Raw genomic sequence first — 22,893 nt, 5'->3', positions numbered from 1 at the left:
CGGTCACAGGTCGGCGATGCGGCTGCGCGGCGCGGGCGGCGGCGCAGGCGCCGTGTTCGGCGTGGACAGGGCGTCGGTCTCCGCCTGAACGTCCGCGGAGGACTGGACGCGCCGGAACGCGTCCAGCGTTTCGAGCTCCTGCGCGGTGAATCCGTCCTTGCTGAGGCGCACAGCCTTGGCCAGCAGCTTCATGGTCTCCCTGATGTGCACGGCGTCCTCCGCCGCCGCACGGTGCCTGGCCCGGTACACCTCCGAGGCCGGCCCGCGCCATCGCGCTTCGATGCGGTCGACGATCTCGTCCATCCGCAGGAGCTGCTTCTTCAGTACTTCCTGCATCGTGTCGAGATCGGCGGCAAGCGTTTTGAGTTTGCCGCCGTCCACCGTGAGATCTGCCGCGGGACCGCCCGCCCCTGCCGAACTCGCCATATCAGGCCCAGCGTTCACGATGACTCCTCCCCCGAGCATGTCGTCAAGAACTGATCGATATTGACGTTAGCAAACGTCGGGAAGGCAGGTCGTGGGGGCCCTTCGCCGTGTCCCCGGCCCGCTGTCAAGCCACGAGATCGAGTGGCGTGACGGGGTCACTGCCACCGGGGCCCAATGGAGGCACCGGGCTCGGGCCTCCGCATCCCGGCCGACCGGGCCCCGCTCCCCACAGCGCGAAGGAGAACCCATGACCAGCATCCACCGCCTCGCTCTCCTCAGGGCTGCCATTGCCGTGGGAGCCATACGTGTGGCCCCCAGCGCCATCGGCGCCGCCCCCCTCACCTCCTCCCCCCTCATCCCCTCCACCGGCACCCTCATCCCCATGAGGCCCGCCCGCAGCGGGCCCGAGTCCGCCGAGCGGACGCCGCAGGGCAGCCGCGGGGCGCGCGCCGCCTGACGCGGCGCGCGCGGCCCAGCGGCTGCCCGGGACGGGCCTGTCGGCGACCGGCCCGGTCGGCATCATGGGCTACTTCCAGGGCGGCCAGGCCAGCAGCCGGGCCGCCGAGCTGCAGGGCTCGTACGCCCCGGAGCTCCAGGTGAAGGGCACGGCGACCGGCGGGGTCCCCGGCGACCTGCTGGAGGTGGCCGACTTCAACAACGGTTCCCACGGCTCCGGACTCATCTTCATGGCGGCAGCCGGACAGGACGCGGCCTTCCCCGAGCTGGACTCCTAACTCAACCCGGCGGGCCGGCTGCTGGTCGAGGGCATGAAGGAGAACTGCGTGGCGATCGATTCGATCGCCGGCTCGTTCAAGCGGATCTCCGACCTGACCACGCGCGACCCGCTCGCCCAGCCGGACTGGCGGGCCCGGCTGGACCAGAGCAGGCTCGGGCGGACCGCCCCGGCCGCGCCGGTGTACCAGTACCACGCGCTCGCCGACGAGCTGATCCCGTACGGGGTGGGCCGCCGGCTGCGCTCCGACTGGTGCGCGCGGGGCGCGGGGCGCGAACCTCGAACTCGACACGGTCTGGGTCGGTGAGCACGTCAGCGGCGTGATCACGCACTCCCCGGCGGCCGGGAACTGGCTGGCGGACCGCTTCGCGGGCCGCTCCACGCACGCCAACTGCTGATCCGGCGTGCCCCGTCGGGGGGATCACTCCTCGGCGGGGCAGGACCGCGTCCCGGTCGGCAGCCGCCCGTCGATCAGGAAGCGGTCCACGTGCTCCCGTACGCAGTGCGAGGCCGGGTAGCCGGTGTGCCCGTCGCCCCCGTGGTCCACGAGCACCGCCGAGCCCAGCCGCTCGGCGGTCTCCCGCGTCCACGCGTACGGGGCCGCCGGGTCGCCGCGGGCGGCGACCAAAAGCATCCGCGGGGCGCCCGGGTGGTGGATCCGCCGGATGAAGTCGGTGCCGGCGGGCCGCCCGTGGCAGGAGAGCACGGCCGTCAGCTGCAGCGGCCCGAAGATCTCCGAGGCGCTCCGGAACTCGCCCTCCAGGTCCGCCAGTTCCTGCTCGACGCCGGCCTCGGTGGCCCGGTCGCCCGACCGGTCGGGGTCATCGGCGCAGTTCACGGCGACCCGGGCGGCCGCGCCGTTGTCGGCGGGCACCGGGGCTGCGGCGGCGTCCGGCCCGGCCTCGTCGCGAGGGGCCGTCGGGCCCGTCGGGTCCGTCGGGCCGCCGAGCTGCAGCAGGGCGGCCGGGGCCCCGTCCCGCTCGGCCCTGGACAGCGCCCGGGCGAGCGCGGGCCACCGGCTCCGCGCGTCCACGGCGGCGGCGATCGCGGCCACGGCGTCCTGCCCGGTCCCGTACGAGCCGTCGGGGCGGAGCAGCGGCTGCGCGTCGAGCCGCGCCACCAGGGCGGCGACCTTCTCCTCGGCGGTGCGGGGGTCCGTCCCGTGCACGCAGTCCCGCTGGGTGGCGCACCAGGCGAGGAAGCCGTCGAGGGCCTGCTGCTGGGCGCGCGCCGCCACGAGCGCCCGCGCGGCCAGCGGTCGGGTGAGGGTGCCGACGCCGTCGAGGACCATCCGGCCGGTGCTCCGGGGGAACTGTGCGGCGTACACGGCCCCGAGCCGGGACCCGTAGGAGAAGCCGAGGAAGTTGAGCTTCTCGTCCCCGAGGGCCCGGCGCACCACGTCCATGTCGCGGGAGACGTTGACGGTGCCCATGTACGGGAGGACCGGGCCGGAGGCGAGTGCGCAGCGCCCGGCCACGGCGCGCAGGGCGGCCAGCAGCCCCGCGGTGTCGGCGGCGGCCCCCTCGCCGGTCTGCTGGGAGCCGCCGCAGGAGACGGGCTCGCTGTGGCCGACCCCGCGGGGGTCGAAGGCGATGAGGTCGTAGCGCTCGCCGAGGCGGGCGAGGATCCCGGCGTGGCCGGCGGCCAGGCCCGCGATGCCGGGGCTGCCGGGGCCGCCGAGGTTCAGCAGGAGCGAGCCGAGGCGCCGCGCGCGGTCGGTGGCGGGGATCCGGGCCAGGGCCACCGCGACCGTGCCCTTGGCCGGGGCGGCGTGGTCGAGCGGTACGTCCACGGTCCCGCACCGCATCCGGGCGGGGACGGGCTGCTCGGGGCACTCGCCCCACCGGATGCGCCGGCCGTGGAGGTCGCCGACGGACGGGGGCGCAGGCTCCGGCCCGGGGGCCGGGGCGGCCACCAGCGAGGCGAGGAGCAGGGCGCAGGCGGCCACGACGGCAGGGGCGGGGGAACGGTGCACAGCACCCTCCTCGGATGATCCCCCGGACCCTCCGCCACCCTAGACCGCCTCCCGCCCACCCGCCCGACGGACGCAGCCGTGGTCCGCCGCGGGCGCCCGGCGAACCCCCGTCACGACCCCGGGCGGGCGCCGGCATGGACCCCGCACGGGCGCCGGACGAACGACCCCTGGCGGAGGCCGGACGGCCGCCGGGCGCCCCCGGGCGGGCGCCCCGGACGCGCGCCCCGCGCCGGAGACCCGCGCCGGGGCGGACGCCGGACAGACCCCGGGCGGGCGCCGGGCGGGCGCCGCACGGGGGCCGGGCCGCTCGGGCCGGCGCGGGGGCCGGGCGGCTCGGGGTGGCCGGCTTGCTCGGCTCGCCGGCCCCGTTCGGCCCGCCGCTAGGCGTCCCGCGGGCCCCGGTACAGCTCCTCGATGCGGTCCGCGTAGTCGCGGGCGACCGCGCCCCGCTTGAGTTTCATCGACGGGGTCAGGTGGCCGCGCGCCTCGGTGAAATCGCGGGGCAGGACGGCGAACCGGCGGATCGACTCGGCCCGCGACACCAGCCGGTTCGCCTCGTCGACCGCCCGCTGGAGGTCCGCCAGCAGTTCCTCGTCCCGCACCAGCTCGCGCATCGGCACGCCCTGCTTCTTGTGCATCTGGCGCCAGTGCTGCAGCCCGTCGGGCTCCAGGGTGATCAGCGCGGTGATGTACGGCCGGTTGTCGCCGACCACCATGCACTGGCCGACCAGCGGGTGGGCCCGCAGCCAGTCCTCCAGGGGTGCGGGGGCCACGTTCTTGCCGCCGGAGGTGATGATCAGGTCCTTCTTGCGGCCGGTGATGGTGAGGTACCCGTCGGCGTCGAGCTCCCCGATGTCGCCGGTGGCGAGCCAGCTCCCGTACGGGAGGGCGTGCCCGCTGTTCCAGTAGCCGGCGAAGACGTGCCCGCCGCCCAGCAGCACCTCCCCGTCGTCCGCGATCCGCACGGCCGTGCCCGGAAGTGGCCAGCCCACCGTGCCGAGCCGGGGGTGCAGCGGCGGGGTCACGGTGCTCGCACCGGTCGTCTCCGTCAGTCCGTAGCCCTCGAAGACCTCGATGCCCGCGCCGGTGTAGAAGGCGGCGAGCCGCCGGCCCAGCGGGGATCCGCCGCTCAGGATGTAGCGGACGCGGCCGCCGAGTGCGGCCCGGATGCGCCGGTAGACGAGCGGGTCGTACAGGGCACGGCCGGCGCGCAGCACGAGCCCGGGGGCCTTGCCCTTCGCCAGCTCGCCGAGGCGCTGCGCGATGCGGGCGGCCCGGTCGAAGGAGGAGGCCCGGCCCATGCTCTCGGCGGTGGCCCGGGCGGTGTTGTAGACCTTCTCCAGTACGTACGGGATGGCCAGGAGGAAGGTCGGCCGGAAGCCGGCGAGGTCGGCGTGGAGGTCCTCGGTACTGATGCTGGGCGCGGGCCCGAGCTTGACGCGGGCCCGCAGGCAGCCGACGGCCACCATCCGCCCGAAGACGTGGCTGAGCGGGAGGAAAAGGAGGGTGGAGGCCGGGTCCTTGCTGACGGACTTGAAGACGGGGTGCAGCAGCTCCACCGCGTTGTCCACCTGGGCGAAGAAGTTGGCGTGGGTGATCACGCAGCCCTTGGGCTGCCCGGTGGTGCCGGAGGTGTAGATGAGGGTGGCGACGGTGTCCGGCGTACGGGCGTCCCGGCGGGCGTGCACGAGCGCGTCGGGGATGCGCTCCCCGGCCTTGATCAGCCGTGCCACGGCGCCGGTGTCGAATTCCCACAGGTGCGCCAGCCAGGGCAGGTGGGCCCGCTCGTTGCTGATGAGCCGGGCCTGCGCCGTGTCCTCGACGGCGCAGGCCACGGCTCCGGAGTCCTGGATGATCCAGCGGGCCTGGAGGGCGGAGGAGGTGGGGTAGATCGGTACGGTGACCAGCCCGGCCGCCCATCCGGCGAAGTCGAGCAGGGTCCACTCGTAGGTCGTGCGGGCCATGATCGCCAGCCGGTCGCCCTCGCGCAGCCCTTCGGCGATCAGACCCTTGGCCACGGCGAGCACCTCGGCCGCGAACTCGGCGGCGGTGACGTCGCGCCAGGACCCGTCCCGCTCCTTGCGGGCGAGCACCGCTTCGCCGGGGGCCTCCCGGGCGTTGTCGAAGGGGATGTCCCCGAGGGATCCCCGCTGCGGCGGTCCCACCAGCGCGGGGACCCGTACCTCGCGCACCACCCCGTCGACCACGGTTTTGACGGGTCCGACGGGGCTGACGGGGCTGACGGGGCTGACGGGCCTGACCGGCTTCAGCTCGGCTCCCATGGCGCACTCTCCTTGGCTCGGCACGAGCGTTACCGCGGGTAATTTACGTAGCGGTAACCCGGTCCGACCAGCCCCTGGAGCCCTTCTTCACGGACGCTCCACCCCACTGACACCGATCGGTGCCACGGACACCGATCCGTGCCGCACGCGTGGAGATCAGTGCCACACCCTTGTGGATCAGTGCCACACCCCGGTCGCGGCGGTGCGGCGGACGTAGTCGGCGAAATCGCGGGGCTCACGGCCGAGTGCGCGCTGCACGCCGTCGGCGAGCGTGGCGAAGCGGCGCTCCTCGATCCAGCCGTTGAGCAGGTTCAGCAGGGCCACGTAGTCCTCGGGCAGGCCCTTGCGCAGGGCGTAGGCCGCGTACTCCTGCGCCGGGACGGGGCGGTAGGCGATGTCCCGGCCGGTGGCCCGGGCGATCTCCTCGACCACGTCGCCCAGGCTCAGCAGCCTCGGTCCGGTCAGCTCGTAGGCCTGCCCGCCGTGCCCGTCCTCGGTGAGGGCGGCCACGGCGACGTCGGCGATGTCCTCGGCGTCGACGAACGGCTCGATGCCGTCCCCGGTCGACATCACGAACTCGCCGTCGAGCAACTGGCCGCGGTAGAAGGGGTCCTCGCTGAAGTTCTGGGCGAACCAGGTCGGCTTCAGGATCGTCCACTGCGCGCCGGACTCCCGTACCGCACGCTCGCCGGGAAGCTTCTCCTCGCCGTCCGGCACCACCCAGTCGCGGGCCGACAGCAGCACCAGCCGCTCCACACCGCCGGTCACGGCCAGCCCGGCGAAGGAGCGCAGCGACGTCGCGGCGTCGCTCTGCTGCGAGTCGACCAGGTAGACCGCACCGGCCCCCTCCAGTGCCGGCTCCCAGGTGTTCTCGTCGTTCCAGTCGAAGCGGGTCAGCCCCTTCCGAGAGGCCCCCCGGACCTCGTGTCCGTGCTGTCGGAGGCGGGAAAGCACGCGCCGTCCCGTCTTGCCTGTGCTGCCGAGGACCAGAATCGGTTTCGTCGTCATGCGGCCAGTCAAGCCGCCGCCGTTGAGGCGTGGAATGGTCTTCCCGCTCAGATCGATGTCTGAGCGTCTAAGGTCTTGCCGTATGGATGCGTTGGCGAGTCTGCTGTACGAAGTGCGGTCCGACGGGGCCCTGTTCAGCCGGGCCATCCTGGCCCCACCGTGGTCGATCCGGTTCGCCGACCGGACTCCCCTCACCCTGGTCACCATGCTGCGCGGCTCGGGCCGGATCCTCCCCGGCGGCGACGCCGAGCCCGTCGCGCTCGACCGCGGCGACGTGGCCATCGTGGTGGGGGGCCGGCCGTTCACCATCGCCGACACCGCGGACATCGCCGACACCGCCGACGACGGCCCGGTGGCGCCTCCGCTGTACGTGGTGCACGGCCCCGACCACTGCACGACGGCCGACGGCGCGGAGATCAGCGAGGAGCTCGTACTGGGCGTGCGCACCTGCGGGAACAGCCTGGACGCCGACGCCCCGAACGTGCTGCTCACCGGCAGCTACCACGTCGGCGGCCGGGTCTCGGAGCGGCTGCTGAGCGCGCTCCCCCGAGTGCTCGTGGTGCGCTACGGCGGCGAGCCCGGCCCGATCCTCGACCTCACGGCCCTGGAGATCAGCCGGGACGACCCCGGCCAGCAGGCGGTCCTGGACCGGCTGCTGGACCTGCTGCTGCTGTCCACGCTGCGGGAATGGTTCACCTGCCCGGAGTCCGACCCGCCCGGCTGGTACCGGGCGCTCGGCGACCCCGTGGCCGGCCCGGCGCTGCGCCTGATCCACGACCGGCCCGCGCGGCCGTGGACGGTGGCGGCGCTCGCCGAGGAGGCCGGCGTATCGCGGGCGACGCTCGCCCGCCGCTTCGGCGAGCTGGTCGGCCAGCCGCCCATGGCCTACCTGACGGGCTGGCGGCTGGCCCTGGCGGCCGACCTGCTGGTGCGCTCCGAGGCCACGGTGGAGTCGATCGCCCGGCAGGTCGGCTACCGCAGCGCCTTCGGACTGAGCGTGGCCTTCCAGCGGGTGTACGGCACCCGCCCGAGCCACCACCGCGCGGCCGCAGGCCCTCTCCGCAGCGCTTCCTAGGGCCCCTGAGACCACGGCCCCCACCGCCCCCTGCCGGTTGATCACCGCTCCGGCCAGAGCCGCCAGTACCGTCGCGGCGAGCACTGCCGCGACCACCCGGCCGTCCACCGGATCGGCCTGCCGCCAGTCCCCGTGGTCCAGGTTGGCGCCGCCACCCTCGGCTGGAGAAGCAGAGGCTGGTCGAGCGCCACCCGCACCCCACGGACCGCCGCGCCAAGCACCTCGCCGTCACCGCCGAGGGCACCGCACTGCGCGAACGCCTCCTCGCGCTCCTCGCCGTGGACTCCCCCCTGTCCGGCCTCACCCAGCAGGAACAGCGCGCCCTGCACGGCCTCCTGGAACAGGCCGTCGCTTCTCCCTGAGCCCTATGCGGCGGCCGGCGGACAGTCGCGGCAACGGCCCGGAGCCGGGGCCCGGAAGGCGCGATCACAGCCGTTGCAGTTCTGGAGGGGATCCGGCCGTCTGGGCCGCCGGACCACGGGGGCGGGCGGCAGGTGCGGCGGGATCAGCGCGCCGAGCCGGTACGCGAGGACGGACGCGGGGTCGCGCATAGGCTCGGGGAGGCCGCCGGACAGCGCTCGCGCCACCGCGTCGGGGTCGACCCCGCGCTCCAGCCAGGCCGACACCCCCGGCACGAGCCGCCGTACGTCGCGTTCGGCCAGCAGGAGCCGCGGATCGTACCGCCGCAGCCCGGCCAGCAGATCGGCCGCACCGGGGTGCAAGGCCTGCGGCACGGGCAGAGCATCGAATGCCCGGGTCCTCCGAGCCGGCGCGGAACCCGGCCCCGACAAGGGCTCCCGAACCGGCGGTGGAGGCGGCGGGCCATCCGGAGGCGGCGGATCGTCGGAAGGCGGCGGGCGGTCAGGGTCCGTCTGCGCCAGCCCCGGCCTGTTGTACGAGAACGTCCGCGTCACCACCTGCCCGGTCGCCAGCCGCTCGCGCCGCCGCTCCAGGTAGCCGTGCCGCTCCAACTCCCGCAGGGCCGAGGCGATCCGGACCTCCCCCTCGCGGAAGCGATCCGTAAGCGCCTTGATTCCGACGGGGGCACCGTCGGGCAGCGACTGGATGTAGGCCGCAACGCCGATCGCAGTCGCCGACAAGTCGGGATGCTGGAGCAGGTGGTTGCCCACCACGGTGAAGTGACGCGCGTGCGGCGTGTTGACGTGAATGACACCGGATCGGGGGGTCCCGGGTCGAACACGGGCCGCTGCGCGCGACGGCGCGCTAAGGTGCTGGGGAGCCATTGGGAAGGTGCTGACTTCCTAGTTGGTCAGGCCCTCGGCCGGGATTGCAGTCCCGCCGGGGGCCGTCTCATTTCTGTGGTGGTCGGGGCGAGCATATGCCCGACAACCCTCCCCGAATCCAGCCCAGTTGGCACGTTTCACCCGTCCGAGCGACACGGGGCCGGTTTGGTGGGGTTGGTTGGTTCTTTCCCCCGGTTCTTTGGGGTCTTATGCGTCTAAGCCTCGATCCACCGAGCAATAGCCGGTCCAGGGCTTGGACATGAAGACGCGGATGCCCTCTGAGCTGGGATGATGGGACTTCCTACGGTTCCATTTCCACAGAGCAAGAGAACATCCGCGAGATGCAATCTTCCCATGCTGCTTCGGCGGTGTTTGCCGCGTTCGATGACGCGAATCTGGTCGCGCATGCCGGGCTGGTCCCGGTGATGCGGCTGGCCGAGCGGTGCGGGCTTGCCCGGCTGGTGGCCGAGAAGGTGAAGCTGACCGGCGCGAAGAACGGCGCGGGCGCGTCGGCGGACGCCAAGGTGACCAGCATCGTGGCCGGGATGGTCGCTGGCGCGGACAGCATCGACGATCTGGATGTGCTGCGGCACGGTGCGATGCCCGTGTTGTTCGCAGGCGTCCGTGCGCCGTCCACGCTGGGCACGTTTCTGCGCTCGTTCACCCATGGTCACGCGCTCCAGCTCCACGCGGTGCACCGCGGGTTCCTGGCCGCTCTGGCCTCGCACACCCCGCTGCTGCCCGGCGCGGGCGAGAAGGCGTTCATCGATGTCGACTCCACCCACAAACGGGTCTACGGCCGGACCAAGCAGGGTGGCGAGTACGGCCGGTTCAAGGGTGTCCGCACCCTGCACCCCCTGCTCGCCACGATCTGCACCCCCGCCGCGCGGCCGGTGATCGCCGGGGCACGGATGCGGCGGGGCAAGGCGGCCGACTCCCGCGGCGCCCCCAAGTTCGTCAGCGAGGCTCTGGCCACCGCCCGGGAGGCCGGCTGCACCGGCCTGCGGATCCTGCGGGCGGACTCGCAGTTCTACAACGCCGGTGTGATCGCCGCCTGCCGCCGGGCCGGAGCCCACTTCTCCATCACGACCGGCATGAACCCCTCCATCAAACGGGCCGTCCTGGCCATCCCGGACGGCACGTGGCAGCAGATCAGCTACCCGACCGCGGTGCCCGACCCCGACACCGGGGAGCTCATCTCCGGCGCCGAAGTCGCCGAGATACCCGCATACACCGCGTTCGCCGGCCGCAAGAAGAGCGAGCGGGTCACGGCCCGGCTGATCGTGCGCCGGGTCCGGGACCTGGCCAAACCCGCCGGCGTCGGTGAGCAGGGCGAGCTGTTCCCCGTCTGGCGCTACCACCCGTTCTTCACCGACCAGCCCGCCCCCACGCTCCAGGCCGAGCGGGAACACCGTCACCACGCCGTCGTCGAGCAGGTCATCGCCGACAGCAAAGCCTCCGCCCTCGCCCACCTGCCCTCCGGACAGTTCAACGCCAACGCGGCCTGGCTCACCCTGTGGGCCATGACCTACAACCTGCTGCGGGCCACCGGTGCTCTGACCTCCGCCTTCCACGCCAGGGCCACCACCGCCACCCTCCGCGCCCACCTGATCCACGTGCCCGCCAGGATCGCCCGCTCAGCCCGCCGTATCACCCTGCACCTACCGCACAACTGGCCCTGGCAGCACGCCTGGACGCACCTGTTCGACACGGTCCACGGCCCACCCGGCCCGGCCTGACGCCCCCTGCCCACCCCGCCCGCCAGGGCCCAACCGGAACCAAGTCGTGGAAAAGCTGGGCAGACCAGCGGCTACAACCTGCCCATGCCCAACCACCGCCCCAAAACCGGCACAGACGCCCGCCAGAAGATCACCCTCAGACCACATCGGTGGATCGAGGCTAAGCACGCCGGATCGCAGCCCGCCGCGACCCGGCGGCGGGGCAAACCTCCACCCACACCACCTTGCCGGGAACCGGCCCCTCCCTTACGCCCCAACGGTCCGCGAGCGCTTCGACCAGCATCAGACCCCGACCGCCCTCCGCATCCCCTTCCGCGTCGCGGATTCGCGGGACCCGGTCGCCGCGCGTATCGGCCACCTCGATCCGCAGCACCCCGTCCGCCAGCGTGAGCGCGATCCGGAAGTCACGCCCGGGCCCCCGGCCATGGGTCACCGCGTTGGCGGCGAGCTCTGCCACGATGAGCGTCGGCCCTTCCGTCGGCAGACCCCACTCGGCGATCTTCTCGACGGCAAGTTGCCGCGCCTGGCGGGCACCGCGCGGGGTGGCGGCGAGCTGGGCGCCGAAGCAGTGCCCGAAGTCACAGATTTGAGTGTTCACGTGACCGAGCGTGTCGGGCCGTGCATACCGTGAGAAGCGACAACGCCCTTGCGTCCGGCCTTTGTCCGGACGTTGTCCGGTGCTGTCCCGGCTGTCCGGCGCGACCTGCGGGCAAAGGGCGTTGAGAAATTCGGTACGTCGGAGGTGGGCGCGCATGAGCGTGGACAGGGACGGTACGGAAGACGCCGGCTGGGACGTCGATCCCCAGGATGAGCAGGGAGTGGCCGTGCTGGCCGCGCTGGGACGGCAGCTCCGCGCGTGGCGGGAGGAGGCGGGGAAGCGGGTCGCGGACTTCGGCACGGCGATCGGGTACGGCGAGGACCTGGTCCGCAAGGTCGAGGCGGGCAAGCGCATCCCGCGCCCGGAGTACCTGGCCAGGGCGGACGAGGTGCTGGGAGCGGGCGGCAAGATCGTCGCGATGAAGGCGGACATGGAGCAGGTCCGCTACCCGAAGAAGGTCCGCGACCTCGTGAAGCTGGAGAGCCTGGCCGTCGAACTGTCGGCGTACGGCAATCACAACATCCATGGCCTGTTGCAGACGGACGACTACGCACGTGCCCTGTTCGAGATGTGGCAGCCTCCGCAGACCACCGAGCAGGTGGAGCGCGGCATGGTCGCCCGGATGGCCCGCCGGTCGATCTTCGACCGCAGCCCCTCGCCCGCTCTCTGCTTCGTCCAGGAAGAGGTGACCCTGCGGCGCCGCATCGGGGGGACAATGGTGCTGCGTGGGCAACTCGAACGCCTGCTGGAGGTTGCCGAGCTGCGGCACGTGACGATCCAGGTCATGCCCACCGTTCTCGAAGAGCACGCCGGAATGGGTGGGTTGATCCAAGTGCTGAAGTTCGCGGACGGATCGGCAGTAGGGCGCTCCGAAGGGGCGTTCAACGGCCGCCCCGTCTTCGATCCGAGGCAGGTCAGGGTCCTTGAGCAATGCCATGCCATGATCCGGTCCCAGGCTCTCACGCCACGGGAGTCCGTCGCATTCATCGAGCAAGTGCTGGGAGAGACATGATCCACGAGTCCGAGCTGGAGTGGTCCAAGAGCAGCTACAGCGACAGCGGCGACATCAACGACTGCGTCGAGGTGGCCACCAGCCCCGCCACCGTCCACGTCCGCGACTCCAAGGACACCGGCCTCCCCCACCTCGCCTTCACCCCCGACGCCTGGGCGGGATTCGTCTCGCACGCCTGACCCCGGCGTTACACAATGACCCGTGCCACAGCGGGAGTTGATGTACGACCGGGGGGGGACCATGCGTACGGGAGAGCACTTCTCCGGGCGGTACCGGCTGGACGCCCGGCTCGGGCACGGCGGCATCGGCGAGGTGTGGCAGGCGTACGACGTCGAGCTCGGACGGCCGGTCGCGGTGACACCCTCATCCGGTTCTGGGATGTCGCCAAGCGCACTGGCATCTACGGCTTCGACGGCCACACTGGCGACGTGGCTTCGGCGGCCTTCAGCCCCAACGGCCGGACCCTCGCCAGCGGCAGCGGCGACCGCACCATCCGGCTCTGGGACCTTGCCTCCCGCACCACCACAGCCACCCTCACCGGCCACACCAGTGACGTGGCTTCGGTGGCCTTCAGCCCCGACGGCAAGGCCCTCGCCAGCGGAAGCCGCGACTCCACCGTCCGGCTGTGGAAGCTCTCTTGACAGCTGAGCTGCCGTTTTCCCCGTACTAGCATGGACATGATCCAGCACTTCCGGGTCAAGTCAGGGGGAACCAGATGTCGTTCGACGCGGAATGGGCGCAGCACAAAGCTGCCGTCGTGGCTGGGCATTCGTCCCCCGCCATGCGTCTCAACCAGGTGGCGCCCGAGCCCGGCGGCGGCAGCCCCGCCGGGGGCCTGGTGGCCGGGGTCCCGTCCATCAACGGCAACGCGAACCTGCTGATCGAGATCGCCGCGCTGCTGCACGAGGGCCGTCCTGACGGCGACGCGAGCACGATGGCCCGCGTGCCCCGGGCGCACCCCGATGTCGCGGCGCAGACCCTCCGCTTCGCCCGGTTCGCCGACGACCAGTTCAAGGACACGGTCGCCCTGTTCGCCGGCCTGGCCACCCGCCTGAAGACCACCGGCACCAGCTTCGCCCGGGTGGACGACGACACCGCGGCGTCCTTCCTCCGCAAGATCGTGGAGACGGGCGTGTACCTGAGGCCGGAGGACAAGGACAGATGAGCAGCGGCCTGAGCTACCACGCCGACGTCACGTTCATGGCGGAGTGCAATCCTGCGCTGGTCGAACGGAACGCGGCCGAGTTCCGCCGGCTGCGCGACCTCCTCGTAGAGGTCGAGGAACCCGCCCGGCGGGCGGAGCGCACCAAGTGGGAGAGCGACGGGAGTACGACGTACTTCGCGCGTCTCACCGATGCCCGGGAGCTGGTGACGCACATGGCCGAGGGCTTCGACAAGGCCGCGAGCGCCCTGCACGCCTACGCCTTGGCGCTGGAGACGGCCAAGTCCCACTACCGCAACGGCGCTCGGTCGGAACGGGCGCTCGCCGCGCTCATCGGCACCAAGGGCGTCGCCATCACCAAGGTCGCGCAGCAGGCGGAGCCCATGCGCCGGTGGGAGGACATGCGCGCCACGACCGGCGTCTTCGACTTCCTGGCCGAAGTGACCATGGACGTGGACGACATCCGCGACGAGGCGAACCGGCTCCACGACGCCGCGGGCGGCGGCTTCCACCTCGCCAAGACCGTCGAACAGGAGGCCCGCGACACCTGCGTCCACGCGCTGAAGCAGGCGTACGAGCTGATGCCCGCACTCCGGGTCCAGGGCGGCGGCGAACGCCCCGACCTGTACGCCGTCATGGCCGACCTGCGCCGGGAGGGCGAGGAGGCGCGCAACAGCCCGCTGACCCACCTGCCGGGCAGCGGCCCGAAGCGGGAGATGCACGGGACGGTCGGGGAGAAGACCTACATGTCGCCGGAGCTCAAGGACATCCGGATGCGCATCGCCGGGCTGCCGCAGGGCGAGGAGATGTACTGGAACCCGCCGGACGACGACCGGGAGAAGGCCCAGTGGATCTCCCGCAACAAGGAGATCCTCCGGGCCGCCGCCCAGCACGCGGGACTGCCCGAGGAGCTCGTCGCGGGCATCGCCTGGAACGAGATCGCCGGGCAGGGCGGTTACGTCGACGACTTCACCGACCACATGCGCCACACCGCCGCGTTCCCCCTGAGCCCCATCACGCCCGAGAACCTCCCGAACCGGCTCGGCGGTGTGCCCGACCAGACCTCCTTCGGGCCGATCGCCATCCAGGTCCGGCGCGGTGCCGAAGTGCTCGGTTACGATCCCGCGCACCTCACGGAGGCCCAGCGCGCCCTCGTGGAGGAGTCCCTCCAGGACCACCGCCAGAACGCGTTCATAGCCGCCGGCTTCCTGGCCCAGATCAAGTCGGAGACCCCGTACGCGGACGTGCCGGCCGACCAGTTGACCGACGCCCAGATGCGCGAGATCGCCGCCCGCTACAACGGCGGCCCGTACTGGGAGTCGCAGAAGGCCCAGGACTACGGTGACAACTTCACCGAGGGGCTCGGCCAGGTCAAGGAAGCCATGCGATGACACGTCCCCGCGAGCGCACCGACCCGTCCGAGGACCAGGGCTTCCTCAGGTGGGTCCTCGGGGTCCCGCTCGGCCTCCTCCACCTGCTCAACGCGTTCTTCGTCTACACGGCGGTGCGTTTCGGACCGGCGGCCGAGTGGGACGATCCGGGCTACGCCGGGACGACGGCGATGGCCCTCTTCGCCATCATCTTCAGCGTGCTCGGGATCCTGATCACCCTCGTCCCGCCCGTCCGCCGCACCCTGGGCCCGTGGTGGCTCGCCCCGCCGGTCGTCCTCGGCGCGATCGCCTGGATCCGGATGGTGACGCTCGGATGAGGCTCCCCCGCGAGAACATCGACCTGCCCGAGGACCGGGGCTGCCTGCAGTGGGTGCTCGTGATCCCGCTCGTCCTGCTCTACGTCCCCGCCGCGTTCTCCTGTTGGGCCGCCGTGGCCATGCGGCCTCATTCGCCGTACGACCAGCTCCGCGAAGACGCCCGGTTCATGGGCAACTTCTCCGTCGTCCTGTGTCTGCTGGGACTGCTGATCACCATCACCCCCGTGTTCCGCCGGACCATGGGCCGGTGGTGGTTCGCCGTGCCGTTCCTGATCGCGACGGTCGCGTACTTCCGCGCGCAGACGGTCTGACGCCCAGGCTGCTTTCACGGGCCGAGACGATGACCGAGACCAGGGCCTGCCCGCCCACACCGTAACCATGCCATCGGTATGTACGTTGAGCAGTGCGCAGGTAAGCCGTCCGAAACCCGGGGTGGGACATGGCCAAGCCGAAGCGCGTGGGAATCTACGTCCGGATCAGCAGGGACCGCAAGGGCCAGGAGTACTGACGGACGAGGTCAGGAAGGCGGAAGAGCGCATCCGCCTCCTCCGGCTTCGCTGGAAGGAAGGGCGGATGGAGGACGAGGACTACTTCGACTCTCTGACGCATCTGCGCGTGCAACTCCAGCAGCTACGCACTCGGGAGGCCGTCGCCGTTGCCGCCTCAACCCAGACCGAGACGGACGCGCTGGCGGTATGGCGGGACGAGAGTGACGAGAACTTGGAGCGCCGCCGAGCAGTCGTGGCAAGCGTGATCAAGGAAGTTCAGGTGTTCAGCATCGGACGCGGCTGCAGGAAGCCACCTGAGACCGACTCCATCAAGATCACTCTGGTCAGCGCGGAGTCAGGCGGTCAGGAGGAGTGGCGGCGTCGCCCCCAGGGGTCGACGACGTGATCCTCGACTCCGGAATCGGACACCACCGCGGGGCAAGCCGTCTTGAGGCCATCCCGGCCGAACGCACGAACGCACGAACGCCCCAGAACGTTGAGTTCCGGGGCGTCCTTGTCCTCGCGGCGCGCCTGAGCGCTTACGCGGGGAGCGGAGCAGTCACCTTCTGCTCGACCTCACGCTCGTCGTGCTCGTCGATCGGCGACAACTTCACCGAGTTGTACGCGTCGCGGTCGAGGATGCCCTCACGTGCAGCGACGATCACCGGTGAGACAACTTGTCCGGCCACGTTCGTGGCGGTGCGGATCATGTCCAGGATCGGGTCGATCGCCATCAGCAGGCCGACGCCCGCCAGCGGGAGGCCCAGCGTGGAGAGGGTCAGCGTCAGCATGACCGTCGCGCCCGTCAGACCGGCCGTGGCGGCCGAGCCGATGACCGAGACGAAGACGATGAGCAGGTACTCCTTGATGCCCAGCTGCACGTCGAAGATCTGCGCGATGAAGATCGCGGCGAGCGCCGGGTAGATCGCGGCGCAGCCGTCCATCTTGGTGGTGGCGCCGAAGGGGACGGCGAAGGAGGCGTACTCCTTCGGAACGCCGAGGCGCTCGGTGACCTTCTGGGTGACCGGCATGGTGCCGACCGAGGAGCGGGAGACGAAGGCCAGCTGGATGGCCGGCCAGGCGCCCTTGAAGAACTGGAGCGGGTTGACCTTGGCGACCGTGGCGAGCAGCAGCGGGTAGACGCCGAACATCACGAGGGCGCAGCCGATGTAGATGTCGGCGGTGAAGGTCGCGTACTTGCCGATGAGTTCCCAGCCGTACGTGGCGATCGCGGTGCCGATCAGACCGATGGTGCCGATCGGGGCGAGGCGGATGACCCACCACAGGGCCTTCTGGAGGAGTTCCAGGGCGGACTCGGCGAGGTCGAGGACCGGCTTGGCCTTGGCTCCCAGCTGGAGGGCGGCGATACCGGCGACGACGGCCAGGAAGACGATCTGAAGGACCTTCAGCTGGGTGAACGGCGTGACGATGTCCGTCGGCACGATCCCGGTCAGGAAGTCGATCCAGGAGCCGGTCTTCTTGGGCTCCTGGCCGTCGGCCGCGGTGAGGCCGGTGCCCGAACCCGGGTCGGTAAGCAGGCCGATCGCGAGGCCGATGCCGACCGCGATCAGCGAGGTGATCATGAACCAGAGCAGCGTGCGGGAGGCGAGCCGCGCGGCGTTGTTCACCTTCCGCAGGTTGGTGATCGACACGAGGATCGCGAAGAAGACGAGCGGGGCGATGGCCAGCTTCAGCAGCTGGACGAAGATGTCGCCGGTCTTCTCCAGGGTGGTGGCGAGCCAGCTGACGTCCTGGCTGCGGGCTATCCAGCCGAAGAGGACGCCGAGGGCGAGACCGGCGACGATCTGGGCCCAGAAGGGGAACTTGAACGAGGCCTTGGCAGGGGCGTGGGGGGTCGCGGACACGGACACTCTCCGGAGGTGACGCACAAAGACAGGGGGGAAGTGCTGCGGTGGTGATGCGGTGCGGCAGCAGCCGGAAGGAGCCGGCCGGGACCGCTGCTGTATCGATTCAGCTCAACAGCAACAGGCCGCGGACGCGCGGCGGCAGAGGTCGACGTGCAGGCGCATCACGAGCGGAACGCTCGTGGTCATCGGGTGCGCGGCTGTGGTCAACATGTTCAACACGCTAACACTTCTCCTTTGGGAATCTCAAAGGGGCCCTTTGAGACAACGGCGCACGAGGCCCTCTTGCGCCGGCCCGGAAAATACGGCCGCCCCAGCGTTACGGGCGGTATACCCGGTGCTGGGGCGGTTCGATGTGTGATGAAGCCAACTGTGGCGTTACGAGCTCACGCGCGCCGCGTCGTCGGCCTGGTCCTCCTGGCTGCGGTTCGCGGCGAGCTTCTCCTTCGCACCCGCGACGCGCCCGGAGATCTGCCGGGACATCTCCTCCCGCTGCTTGCGCAGGAGGACGAAGGAGAGCGGGGCGGAGATGACGAGGGCGAGCAGCACGACCCAGGCGGCGTTGGCGGCGCCGAGCCCGGCGGGCACCCACTGGAGGCGGACCAGGCCCGCGACGACGACGAGGCATCCGACGAAGATGCCCAGGCGCATCGCGGTGTATCGGATCGTTGCGCTCGGCTTGAGGGACACGGTGACCCCTTCTCTCTCATCGTGGTCGTACGTCGGCTGGCGTGTCGGCAGTCGGCCGTCACGCCGGCCGGTGCCCGTCCAGTGAAGCACGCCGGGGCCCCGCGGCGGCCCTGGCGGATTCTTGGGGTCCTCGCAACACCTGACGGTCTACGTGCTCGTCAGTAGATCACGCAGGCGCTCGGCTGGGGTTTTCCAGCCGAGCGTTTTGCGGGGCCGGCCGTTGAGTTGCTGGGCGACGTGTTCGAGGTCTTCGGGGCTGTGCACGGACAGGTCGGTGCTCTTGGGGAAGTACTGCCGTAGCAGGCCGTTGGTGTTCTCGTTCGATCCGCGCTGCCAGGGTGAGTGCGGGTCGCAGAAGTAGACCGGCACGCCTGTGGCCACGGTGAACTGCTTGTGCGCGGCCATCTCGCAGCCCTGGTCCCAGGTCAGCGAGCCGCGCAGGTGCCCGGGCAGGGTCTGGATCAAGGGCACCAGCACGTCGCGGACCTCCTCGGCCGTATGCCCGCCGGGCAGATGCCCCAGCATGACGTAGCGGGTGGAGCGCTCGACCAGGGTGACGATCGCGCTCTCGCTGCGGGGGCCGACGATCAGATCGCCCTCCCAGTGACCGGGCACTGCCCGGTCCTCGACCTCGGCAGGACGCTCGGAGATCATCACCATCTCGTCGACGAACCGGCGCGTGCGCTGGTCCGGGCTGCGGTGCGGCTTGCGGCGAGTGCGCCCGGTGCGCAGCGCGGCCGCGACTTCGCGGCGCAGTCCGCCACGGGCCTGGACGTAGACCGCCTGGTAGATCGTTTCCGGGCTCACGCGCATGCTCTCGTCGTCGGGGAACTCGATGACCAGAGCGTGGCAGATCTGCTCGGGTGACCACTGTTCCTGCAGCTTTTCCGCGACGAACCGGCGGAGCGGGCCGTCCTGGGCGAGCTTGGAGTCCTTGGGGCGCGACCGGCTCCTCGCCCATGCCCGCTGGGCCCGGTGCGGCCGGTAGACGCCATCGACCGACCGGGCGTCGATCTCGCGCTTGATCGTGGACGCCGGTCGGCCCAGTGCCCGTCCGATCGCGCGCAGCGACCGGCCTTCACGGTGCAGATCAGCGATCAGCTCTCGCTCGGTCACCGTGAGAAACCTGGGGTGCAGTTCGGCCTCGACCGTTGCGAGGGACGACCTTGAAGAGGTGGCGGCGATGGTGGTCACACCAGTCTTGTAGTCGATGCGGCGCCCGTCAGGATGCAGGCGCGAGTGGCCGATCTGCCGGATACCGCGGTCCCAGTCCTCAGCGGTGCGCTCATGGACGCCGGCCTGCGCGGCGGCATCACGGCGCCGGACTCCCGCAGCACGCAGCCGCTCGTACTCCGCCCGACCGGGGTGGCCGGGCCTGCGAGGCTTGCCGCGACCACGGACTCCGGCCCGGCGTGCCCACCCGAACGCCGTGTTGCGGTTCACTCCGACTGCACGAGCCGCAGCAGTGATGCTGCCGTTCTCCCTGTCCAGCGCCTCGAAGAACCTCGCCTTCAGCACCTCGAAATCCACGATCCCCGCAACTCCCTGAACTCCAGGGTGTTGCGTGGATCATTAGAACCCGCCCCTCCGGGGTACGGGGCCGGGCGACCGGGCCCGTCAGTACAGCGGCAGCAGCATCGTGATGTCGTCGCGGTCGTCGCCCGGGGCCACCCGGACCGCGCCGGGTACGCGGCCGACCTCCTTGTAGCCGCAGGCCGCGTAGAAGTGCTCCAGGCCGTGGCCGCCGCGGCAGGTGAGGCGGATCGCGTCGATGCCCCCGAGGGAGCGGGCCGCGGCCTCCGTCGCGGCCATCAGGTCGCGCCCGTAGCCCTTGCCCTGATGGCGCGGATGGACCATGACCGTGTACGCCCACAGCCAGTGGAGCTGCAGTCGGTGGGCGTTGCGGGTGAGGAAGGCGGTCGCGGCGACCGAGCCGTCCTCGCCGCGCCCGACGAGCAGGCGGCAGCTCCCGTCGGCGACGCCGACGAGGTGCTTGTCGAGTGCGGGGCGGATGTCGTCGACGACGACCGGCGGCACGAAGCCCACGGCGCCGCCCGCGTTCGAGACGTCGGCCCACAGCCCGAGGATTCCATCACGCAGGGAAGGGTCGACGACCGGGTCCAGGGTGAAAGTAAGGGTCATTTTACGAGTTTACCCATTACCTCATCGGCCCGTCCAGAAAAAGTTAAACCCCGGCCCATGGGCCGGGGTTAACTCGCCGAGAGGCGGTCGGACGGGACCGACGGGGCGTCAGACCCGCATCGCCTGCGGGGTCTCGCGCAGACCCGCGTCCGGACCGGGGTACTCGCGGATGATCTCGTAGCGCGTGTTGCGCTCGACCGGCCGGAAGCCCGCTTCCCGGATCAGCTCCAGCAGATCGTCACGGCCCAGCTTGTTCGGGGTGCCGTAGTTGTCCGCGTCGTGCGTGATCTTGTACTCGACGACCGAGCCGTCCATGTCGTCCGCGCCGTGCTGCAGCGCGAGCTGGGCGGTCTGCACGCCGTGCATCACCCAGAAGACCTTGACGTGCGGCACGTTGTCGAAGAGCAGCCGCGAGACGGCGAAGGTCTTCAGCGCCTCCGCGCCGGTCGCCATCGTCGTGCGCGCCTGGAGCTTGTTGCGCACCTTGCCGTCCTGCATGTCCACGAAGTCGTGCTGGTAGCGCAGCGGGATGAAGACCTGGAAACCGCCGGTCTCGTCCTGGAGCTCGCGCAGCCGCAGCACGTGGTCCACGCGGTGGCGCGGCTCCTCGATGTGCCCGTACAGCATCGTCGAGGGGGTCTTGAGGCCCTTCGAGTGCGCCAGCCGGTGGATGCGCGACCAGTCCTCCCAGTGGGTGCGGTGGTCGACGATGTGCTGGCGCACCTCCCAGTCGAAGATCTCCGCGCCGCCGCCGGTGAGCGACTCCAGGCCGGCCTCGATCAGCTCGTCCAGGATGTCGGAGGCCGACATGCCGGAGATCGTCTCGAAGTGGTGGATCTCGGTCGCCGTGAACGCCTTCAGCGAGACGTTCGGCAGCGCCTTCTTCAGCTCCGAGAGCGAGCGCGGGTAGTAGCGCCACGGCAGGTTCGGGTGCAGGCCGTTGACGATGTGCAGCTCGGTGAGGTTGTCGTTCTCCATGGCCTTGGCCAGGCGCACGGCCTCCTCGATGCGCATCGTGTACGCGTCCTTCTCGCCCGGCTTGCGCTGGAACGAGCAGTACGCGCACGAGGCGGTGCACACGTTCGTCATGTTGAGGTGCCGGTTGACGTTGAAGTGGACGACGTCACCGTTCTTGCGCGTGCGCACCTCGTGGGCGAGGCCACCGAGCCAGGCCAGGTCGTCCGACTCGTAGAGGGCGATGCCGTCCTCACGGGTCAGCCGCTCGCCGGAGCGGACCTTCTCCTCCAGCTCACGCTTGAGCCCAGCGTCCATGTACCGGTCGCCCTCCTCTAGATGCCTCTGCCTGTCCTGCGAACCCTGCCCAACCGTACTCTCAGGCTTCCTCGGGCAGCTCCCCGACCCGGTTCTCCCACTTCGTGGAGAGCACGATGGTGGTGCGGGTGCGCGAGACGCCCTTGGTGCCGGAGAGCCTGCGGATGATCTTCTCCAGGCCGTCCACGTCGTTGGCGCGCACCTTGAGCATGAAGGAGTCGTCGCCCGCGATGAACCAGCAGTCCTCGATCTCGTTGAGGTCGCGCAGCCGCCGGGCCACGTCCTCGTGGTCGGCGGCGTCGGACATGGAGAGCCCGATCAGCGCCGTGACGCCGAGGCCGAGCGAACGCGAGTCCACCGTCGCGCGGTAGCCGGTGATGACGCCGGCCGTCTCCAGCCGGTTGATGCGGTCGGTGACGCTGGGGCCGGAGAGGCCCACGAGACGGCCCAGCTCCGCGTACGAGGCACGACCGTTCTCGCGAAGTGCCTGGATGAGCTGCCTGTCCACCGTGTCCATTACGTGGAGCCTTCCATTATTCGGCGATCCTGCAAGTTTAGGTATAGAATCTAAGGCACGCAGGGTCAACATCCTGTGAAATCTTTCGACAGATCAATAACGATCTTCAGGAGTGGTTCACCGTGTTCACGATCGAGATGGCCCACGCACACATGCGACAGCTCCAGGAGCTGGCCAACCGATCCCGTGCCCACCAGCCCGCCGCCGCCTACCGCGTCGACAAGGCCCGCAAGCCGCTGTCCGGCAAGAAGGCCTAGTCACCACCGTTCGCCTCCCGGGGAGTGCGGGCGCTCCCCAGCTCCCCCTCCCAGCGGCGGTACAGCCGGTGCGGCACCCCTGCCGCGTCCAGCACCCGCCCCGCGACGAAGTCCACCAGATCCTGGATGTGCGTCGCGCCCGCGTAGAACGCCGGAGAGGCGGGCAGCACGATCGCGCCCGCCTCGTCCAGCGCCACCAGATGCCGCAGCGTCTGCCCGTTCAGCGGGGTCTCCCGCACCGCGACCACCAGCCGGCGCCGCTCCTTGAGCGTCACGCTCGCCACGCGCTGGAGCAGGTCCTTCGACAGTCCGAGCGCCACCCCCGCCACGCAGGCCGTGGACGCGGGGACGACCAGCATCCCCTTGACCGGGTACGAGCCCGAACTCGGGCCGGCGGCAAGGTCCCCGGCGCCCCAGTAGCGGACGTCGTCCAGTTCGGGCCGCGCGAAGGTCCCGGGCTTCCCGTCGGCGCCCCGCTGCAGCCACTCCCCCAGATCGTCCCGCCAGTGCGCGTCGCGGAAGGCGATCCCGGTCTCGTCCAACAGGGTGAGCCGCGAAGCCCGGCTGACCACCAGGTCGACGCTCTCCCCCGCCGCCAGCAGCCCGCGGAGCACCGCCGCCGCGTACGGCGTCCCGGACGCCCCGGAAACCCCGACCACCCACGGGGTGCGCTTGCGCTCAGTCATACCTCCGAGACTAT

General features: G+C 71.0%; 25 protein-coding genes and 1 pseudogene. 13 read left to right on the top strand and 13 right to left on the bottom strand.

Features of this window, described 5'->3' with window-relative positions; genetic code table 11:
* Positions 1–3: 3 nt before the first annotated feature.
* A complete protein-coding gene (locus tag OG332_RS25785) occupies positions 4–444 on the bottom strand; it encodes a WXG100 family type VII secretion target (RefSeq protein WP_327415710.1) in 441 nt (146 codons plus the stop codon).
* Between the two features lie 229 nt (positions 445–673).
* On the opposite strand from OG332_RS25785, the gene OG332_RS25780 reads away from it, so the two are divergent.
* Positions 674–883, top strand: coding sequence for a hypothetical protein (locus tag OG332_RS25780; RefSeq protein ID WP_327415709.1), 210 nt, complete (start codon positions 674–676; stop codon positions 881–883).
* Positions 861–1,557 (top strand): annotated as a pseudogene (locus OG332_RS25775) (lipase family protein); the annotation flags it as partial. The gene OG332_RS25780 and the pseudogene OG332_RS25775, both read left to right, overlap by 23 nt.
* Before the next feature lie 23 nt (positions 1,558–1,580).
* On the opposite strand, the gene OG332_RS25770 reads toward OG332_RS25775, so the two are convergent.
* The 3 genes from OG332_RS25770 to OG332_RS25760 form a co-directional block, all read right to left on the bottom strand.
* Entirely contained in the window at positions 1,581–3,134 is a 1,554-nt protein-coding gene (locus OG332_RS25770) for an alpha/beta hydrolase (RefSeq protein ID WP_327415708.1), read from the bottom strand.
* 380 nt (positions 3,135–3,514) lie between these two features.
* Entirely contained in the window at positions 3,515–5,416 is a 1,902-nt protein-coding gene (locus OG332_RS25765) for an AMP-dependent synthetase/ligase (protein ID WP_327415707.1), read from the bottom strand.
* A gap of 177 nt (positions 5,417–5,593) precedes the next feature.
* Positions 5,594–6,424: an NAD(P)H-binding protein gene (locus OG332_RS25760; RefSeq protein ID WP_327415706.1), complete on the bottom strand. Its 831-nt coding sequence runs from the start codon at positions 6,422–6,424 to the stop codon at positions 5,594–5,596.
* An 82-nt stretch (positions 6,425–6,506) separates the two neighbouring features.
* On the opposite strand from OG332_RS25760, the gene OG332_RS25755 reads away from it, so the two are divergent.
* On the top strand, positions 6,507–7,499 hold the full coding sequence (locus OG332_RS25755; RefSeq protein ID WP_327415705.1) for an AraC family transcriptional regulator: 993 nt from the start codon (positions 6,507–6,509) through the stop codon (positions 7,497–7,499).
* A 365-nt stretch (positions 7,500–7,864) separates the two neighbouring features.
* Here OG332_RS25755 and OG332_RS25745 read toward each other — a convergent pair whose 3' ends face one another.
* Complete coding sequence (locus OG332_RS25745) at positions 7,865–8,599, bottom strand: helix-turn-helix domain-containing protein (RefSeq protein ID WP_327415704.1); 735 nt, start codon at positions 8,597–8,599, stop codon at positions 7,865–7,867.
* A 485-nt stretch (positions 8,600–9,084) separates the two neighbouring features.
* Here OG332_RS25745 and OG332_RS25740 point away from each other — a divergent pair, with 485 nt between their 5' ends.
* Complete coding sequence (locus OG332_RS25740) at positions 9,085–10,482, top strand: IS1380 family transposase (protein ID WP_327415703.1); 1,398 nt, start codon at positions 9,085–9,087, stop codon at positions 10,480–10,482.
* A 160-nt stretch (positions 10,483–10,642) separates the two neighbouring features.
* Here OG332_RS25740 and OG332_RS25735 read toward each other — a convergent pair whose 3' ends face one another.
* The gene (locus tag OG332_RS25735; RefSeq protein ID WP_327415702.1) at positions 10,643–11,080 is read right to left on the bottom strand and encodes an ATP-binding protein; all 438 of its coding nucleotides are present in this window, start codon (positions 11,078–11,080) and stop codon (positions 10,643–10,645) included.
* A 154-nt stretch (positions 11,081–11,234) separates the two neighbouring features.
* Between OG332_RS25735 and OG332_RS25730 the strand changes: the two genes are divergently transcribed.
* The 8 genes from OG332_RS25730 (at position 11,235) to OG332_RS25695 (ending at position 15,856) form a co-directional block, all read left to right on the top strand.
* On the top strand, positions 11,235–12,092 hold the full coding sequence (locus OG332_RS25730; protein ID WP_327415701.1) for a helix-turn-helix domain-containing protein: 858 nt from the start codon (positions 11,235–11,237) through the stop codon (positions 12,090–12,092).
* Positions 12,089–12,271, top strand: coding sequence for a DUF397 domain-containing protein (locus OG332_RS25725; protein ID WP_327415700.1), 183 nt, complete (start codon positions 12,089–12,091; stop codon positions 12,269–12,271). Before OG332_RS25730 ends, OG332_RS25725 begins: the two co-directional genes overlap by 4 nt.
* A gap of 15 nt (positions 12,272–12,286) precedes the next feature.
* Entirely contained in the window at positions 12,287–12,733 is a 447-nt protein-coding gene (locus OG332_RS47885; protein WP_442816205.1) for a WD40 repeat domain-containing protein, read from the top strand.
* 74 nt (positions 12,734–12,807) lie between these two features.
* A complete protein-coding gene (locus OG332_RS25715; protein WP_327415698.1) occupies positions 12,808–13,257 on the top strand; it encodes a hypothetical protein in 450 nt (149 codons plus the stop codon).
* Entirely contained in the window at positions 13,254–14,645 is a 1,392-nt protein-coding gene (locus OG332_RS25710) for a hypothetical protein (protein WP_327415697.1), read from the top strand. The genes OG332_RS25715 and OG332_RS25710 overlap by 4 nt, the downstream gene beginning before the upstream one ends.
* Complete coding sequence (locus OG332_RS25705) at positions 14,642–14,962, top strand: hypothetical protein (protein WP_327415696.1); 321 nt, start codon at positions 14,642–14,644, stop codon at positions 14,960–14,962. Before OG332_RS25710 ends, OG332_RS25705 begins: the two co-directional genes overlap by 4 nt.
* Positions 14,959–15,273: a hypothetical protein gene (locus OG332_RS25700; protein WP_327415695.1), complete on the top strand. Its 315-nt coding sequence runs from the start codon at positions 14,959–14,961 to the stop codon at positions 15,271–15,273. The genes OG332_RS25705 and OG332_RS25700 overlap by 4 nt, the downstream gene beginning before the upstream one ends.
* Before the next feature lie 262 nt (positions 15,274–15,535).
* On the top strand, positions 15,536–15,856 hold the full coding sequence (locus OG332_RS25695; RefSeq protein WP_327415694.1) for a hypothetical protein: 321 nt from the start codon (positions 15,536–15,538) through the stop codon (positions 15,854–15,856).
* Between the two features lie 133 nt (positions 15,857–15,989).
* On the opposite strand, the gene OG332_RS25690 is transcribed toward OG332_RS25695, so the two are convergent.
* The 6 genes from OG332_RS25690 to OG332_RS25665 form a co-directional block, all read right to left on the bottom strand.
* A complete protein-coding gene (locus OG332_RS25690) occupies positions 15,990–17,321 on the bottom strand; it encodes a dicarboxylate/amino acid:cation symporter (protein ID WP_327415693.1) in 1,332 nt (443 codons plus the stop codon).
* 372 nt (positions 17,322–17,693) lie between these two features.
* Complete coding sequence (locus OG332_RS25685; RefSeq protein WP_327415692.1) at positions 17,694–18,005, bottom strand: DUF4229 domain-containing protein; 312 nt, start codon at positions 18,003–18,005, stop codon at positions 17,694–17,696.
* Between the two features lie 147 nt (positions 18,006–18,152).
* Entirely contained in the window at positions 18,153–19,346 is a 1,194-nt protein-coding gene (locus OG332_RS25680; RefSeq protein ID WP_327419355.1) for an IS30 family transposase, read from the bottom strand.
* A 276-nt stretch (positions 19,347–19,622) separates the two neighbouring features.
* Positions 19,623–20,147, bottom strand: a complete 525-nt coding sequence (locus OG332_RS25675; RefSeq protein ID WP_327415691.1) for a GNAT family N-acetyltransferase — start codon at positions 20,145–20,147, stop codon at positions 19,623–19,625.
* A 108-nt stretch (positions 20,148–20,255) separates the two neighbouring features.
* Positions 20,256–21,419, bottom strand: a complete 1,164-nt coding sequence (gene mqnE / locus OG332_RS25670) for an aminofutalosine synthase MqnE (RefSeq protein WP_030710107.1) — start codon at positions 21,417–21,419, stop codon at positions 20,256–20,258.
* 61 nt (positions 21,420–21,480) lie between these two features.
* Positions 21,481–21,936, bottom strand: a complete 456-nt coding sequence (locus tag OG332_RS25665; protein WP_030710106.1) for an Lrp/AsnC family transcriptional regulator — start codon at positions 21,934–21,936, stop codon at positions 21,481–21,483.
* A gap of 122 nt (positions 21,937–22,058) precedes the next feature.
* On the opposite strand from OG332_RS25665, the gene OG332_RS25660 reads away from it, so the two are divergent.
* Positions 22,059–22,193 carry a hypothetical protein gene (locus OG332_RS25660; protein ID WP_267884487.1) on the top strand — a complete coding sequence of 45 codons (135 nt, stop codon included), beginning with the start codon at positions 22,059–22,061 and terminating at the stop codon, positions 22,191–22,193.
* Here the strand turns inward: OG332_RS25660 and OG332_RS25655 are convergent.
* The gene (locus tag OG332_RS25655) at positions 22,190–22,879 is read right to left on the bottom strand and encodes a UbiX family flavin prenyltransferase (RefSeq protein ID WP_327415690.1); all 690 of its coding nucleotides are present in this window, start codon (positions 22,877–22,879) and stop codon (positions 22,190–22,192) included. The genes OG332_RS25660 and OG332_RS25655 overlap by 4 nt on opposite strands.
* Positions 22,880–22,893 lie beyond the last annotated feature (14 nt).

The organism is Streptomyces sp. NBC_01233 (genome assembly GCF_035989305.1).
Taxonomy (GTDB): domain Bacteria; phylum Actinomycetota; class Actinomycetes; order Streptomycetales; family Streptomycetaceae; genus Streptomyces.
The sequence above is the reverse complement of the archived record's forward strand: the minus strand, read 5'-3'. Positions and strand labels throughout refer to the sequence as shown.

Bases quoted from the DNA above. Each gene is read 5' to 3' on its own strand.
- OG332_RS25740 (WP_327415703.1), top strand. From the start codon at position 9,085: ATGCAATCTTCCCATGCTGCTTCGGCGGTGTTTGCCGCGTTCGATGAC.
- OG332_RS25780 (WP_327415709.1), top strand. From the start codon at position 674: ATGACCAGCATCCACCGCCTCGCTCTCCTCAGGGCTGCCATTGCCGTG.
- OG332_RS25675 (WP_327415691.1), bottom strand. From the start codon at position 20,147: ATGACCCTTACTTTCACCCTGGACCCGGTCGTCGACCCTTCCCTGCGT.
- OG332_RS25695 (WP_327415694.1), top strand. From the start codon at position 15,536: ATGGAGGACGAGGACTACTTCGACTCTCTGACGCATCTGCGCGTGCAA.
- OG332_RS25755 (WP_327415705.1), top strand. From the start codon at position 6,507: ATGGATGCGTTGGCGAGTCTGCTGTACGAAGTGCGGTCCGACGGGGCC.
- OG332_RS25715 (WP_327415698.1), top strand. From the start codon at position 12,808: ATGTCGTTCGACGCGGAATGGGCGCAGCACAAAGCTGCCGTCGTGGCT.
- OG332_RS25665 (WP_030710106.1), bottom strand. From the start codon at position 21,936: ATGGACACGGTGGACAGGCAGCTCATCCAGGCACTTCGCGAGAACGGT.
- OG332_RS25725 (WP_327415700.1), top strand. From the start codon at position 12,089: ATGATCCACGAGTCCGAGCTGGAGTGGTCCAAGAGCAGCTACAGCGAC.
- OG332_RS25760 (WP_327415706.1), bottom strand. From the start codon at position 6,424: ATGACGACGAAACCGATTCTGGTCCTCGGCAGCACAGGCAAGACGGGA.
- OG332_RS25765 (WP_327415707.1), bottom strand. From the start codon at position 5,416: ATGGGAGCCGAGCTGAAGCCGGTCAGGCCCGTCAGCCCCGTCAGCCCC.
- OG332_RS25655 (WP_327415690.1), bottom strand. From the start codon at position 22,879: ATGACTGAGCGCAAGCGCACCCCGTGGGTGGTCGGGGTTTCCGGGGCG.
- OG332_RS25730 (WP_327415701.1), top strand. From the start codon at position 11,235: ATGAGCGTGGACAGGGACGGTACGGAAGACGCCGGCTGGGACGTCGAT.
- OG332_RS25710 (WP_327415697.1), top strand. From the start codon at position 13,254: ATGAGCAGCGGCCTGAGCTACCACGCCGACGTCACGTTCATGGCGGAG.
- mqnE (WP_030710107.1), bottom strand. From the start codon at position 21,419: ATGGACGCTGGGCTCAAGCGTGAGCTGGAGGAGAAGGTCCGCTCCGGC.
- OG332_RS25700 (WP_327415695.1), top strand. From the start codon at position 14,959: ATGAGGCTCCCCCGCGAGAACATCGACCTGCCCGAGGACCGGGGCTGC.
- OG332_RS47885 (WP_442816205.1), top strand. From the start codon at position 12,287: ATGACCCGTGCCACAGCGGGAGTTGATGTACGACCGGGGGGGGACCAT.
- OG332_RS25705 (WP_327415696.1), top strand. From the start codon at position 14,642: ATGACACGTCCCCGCGAGCGCACCGACCCGTCCGAGGACCAGGGCTTC.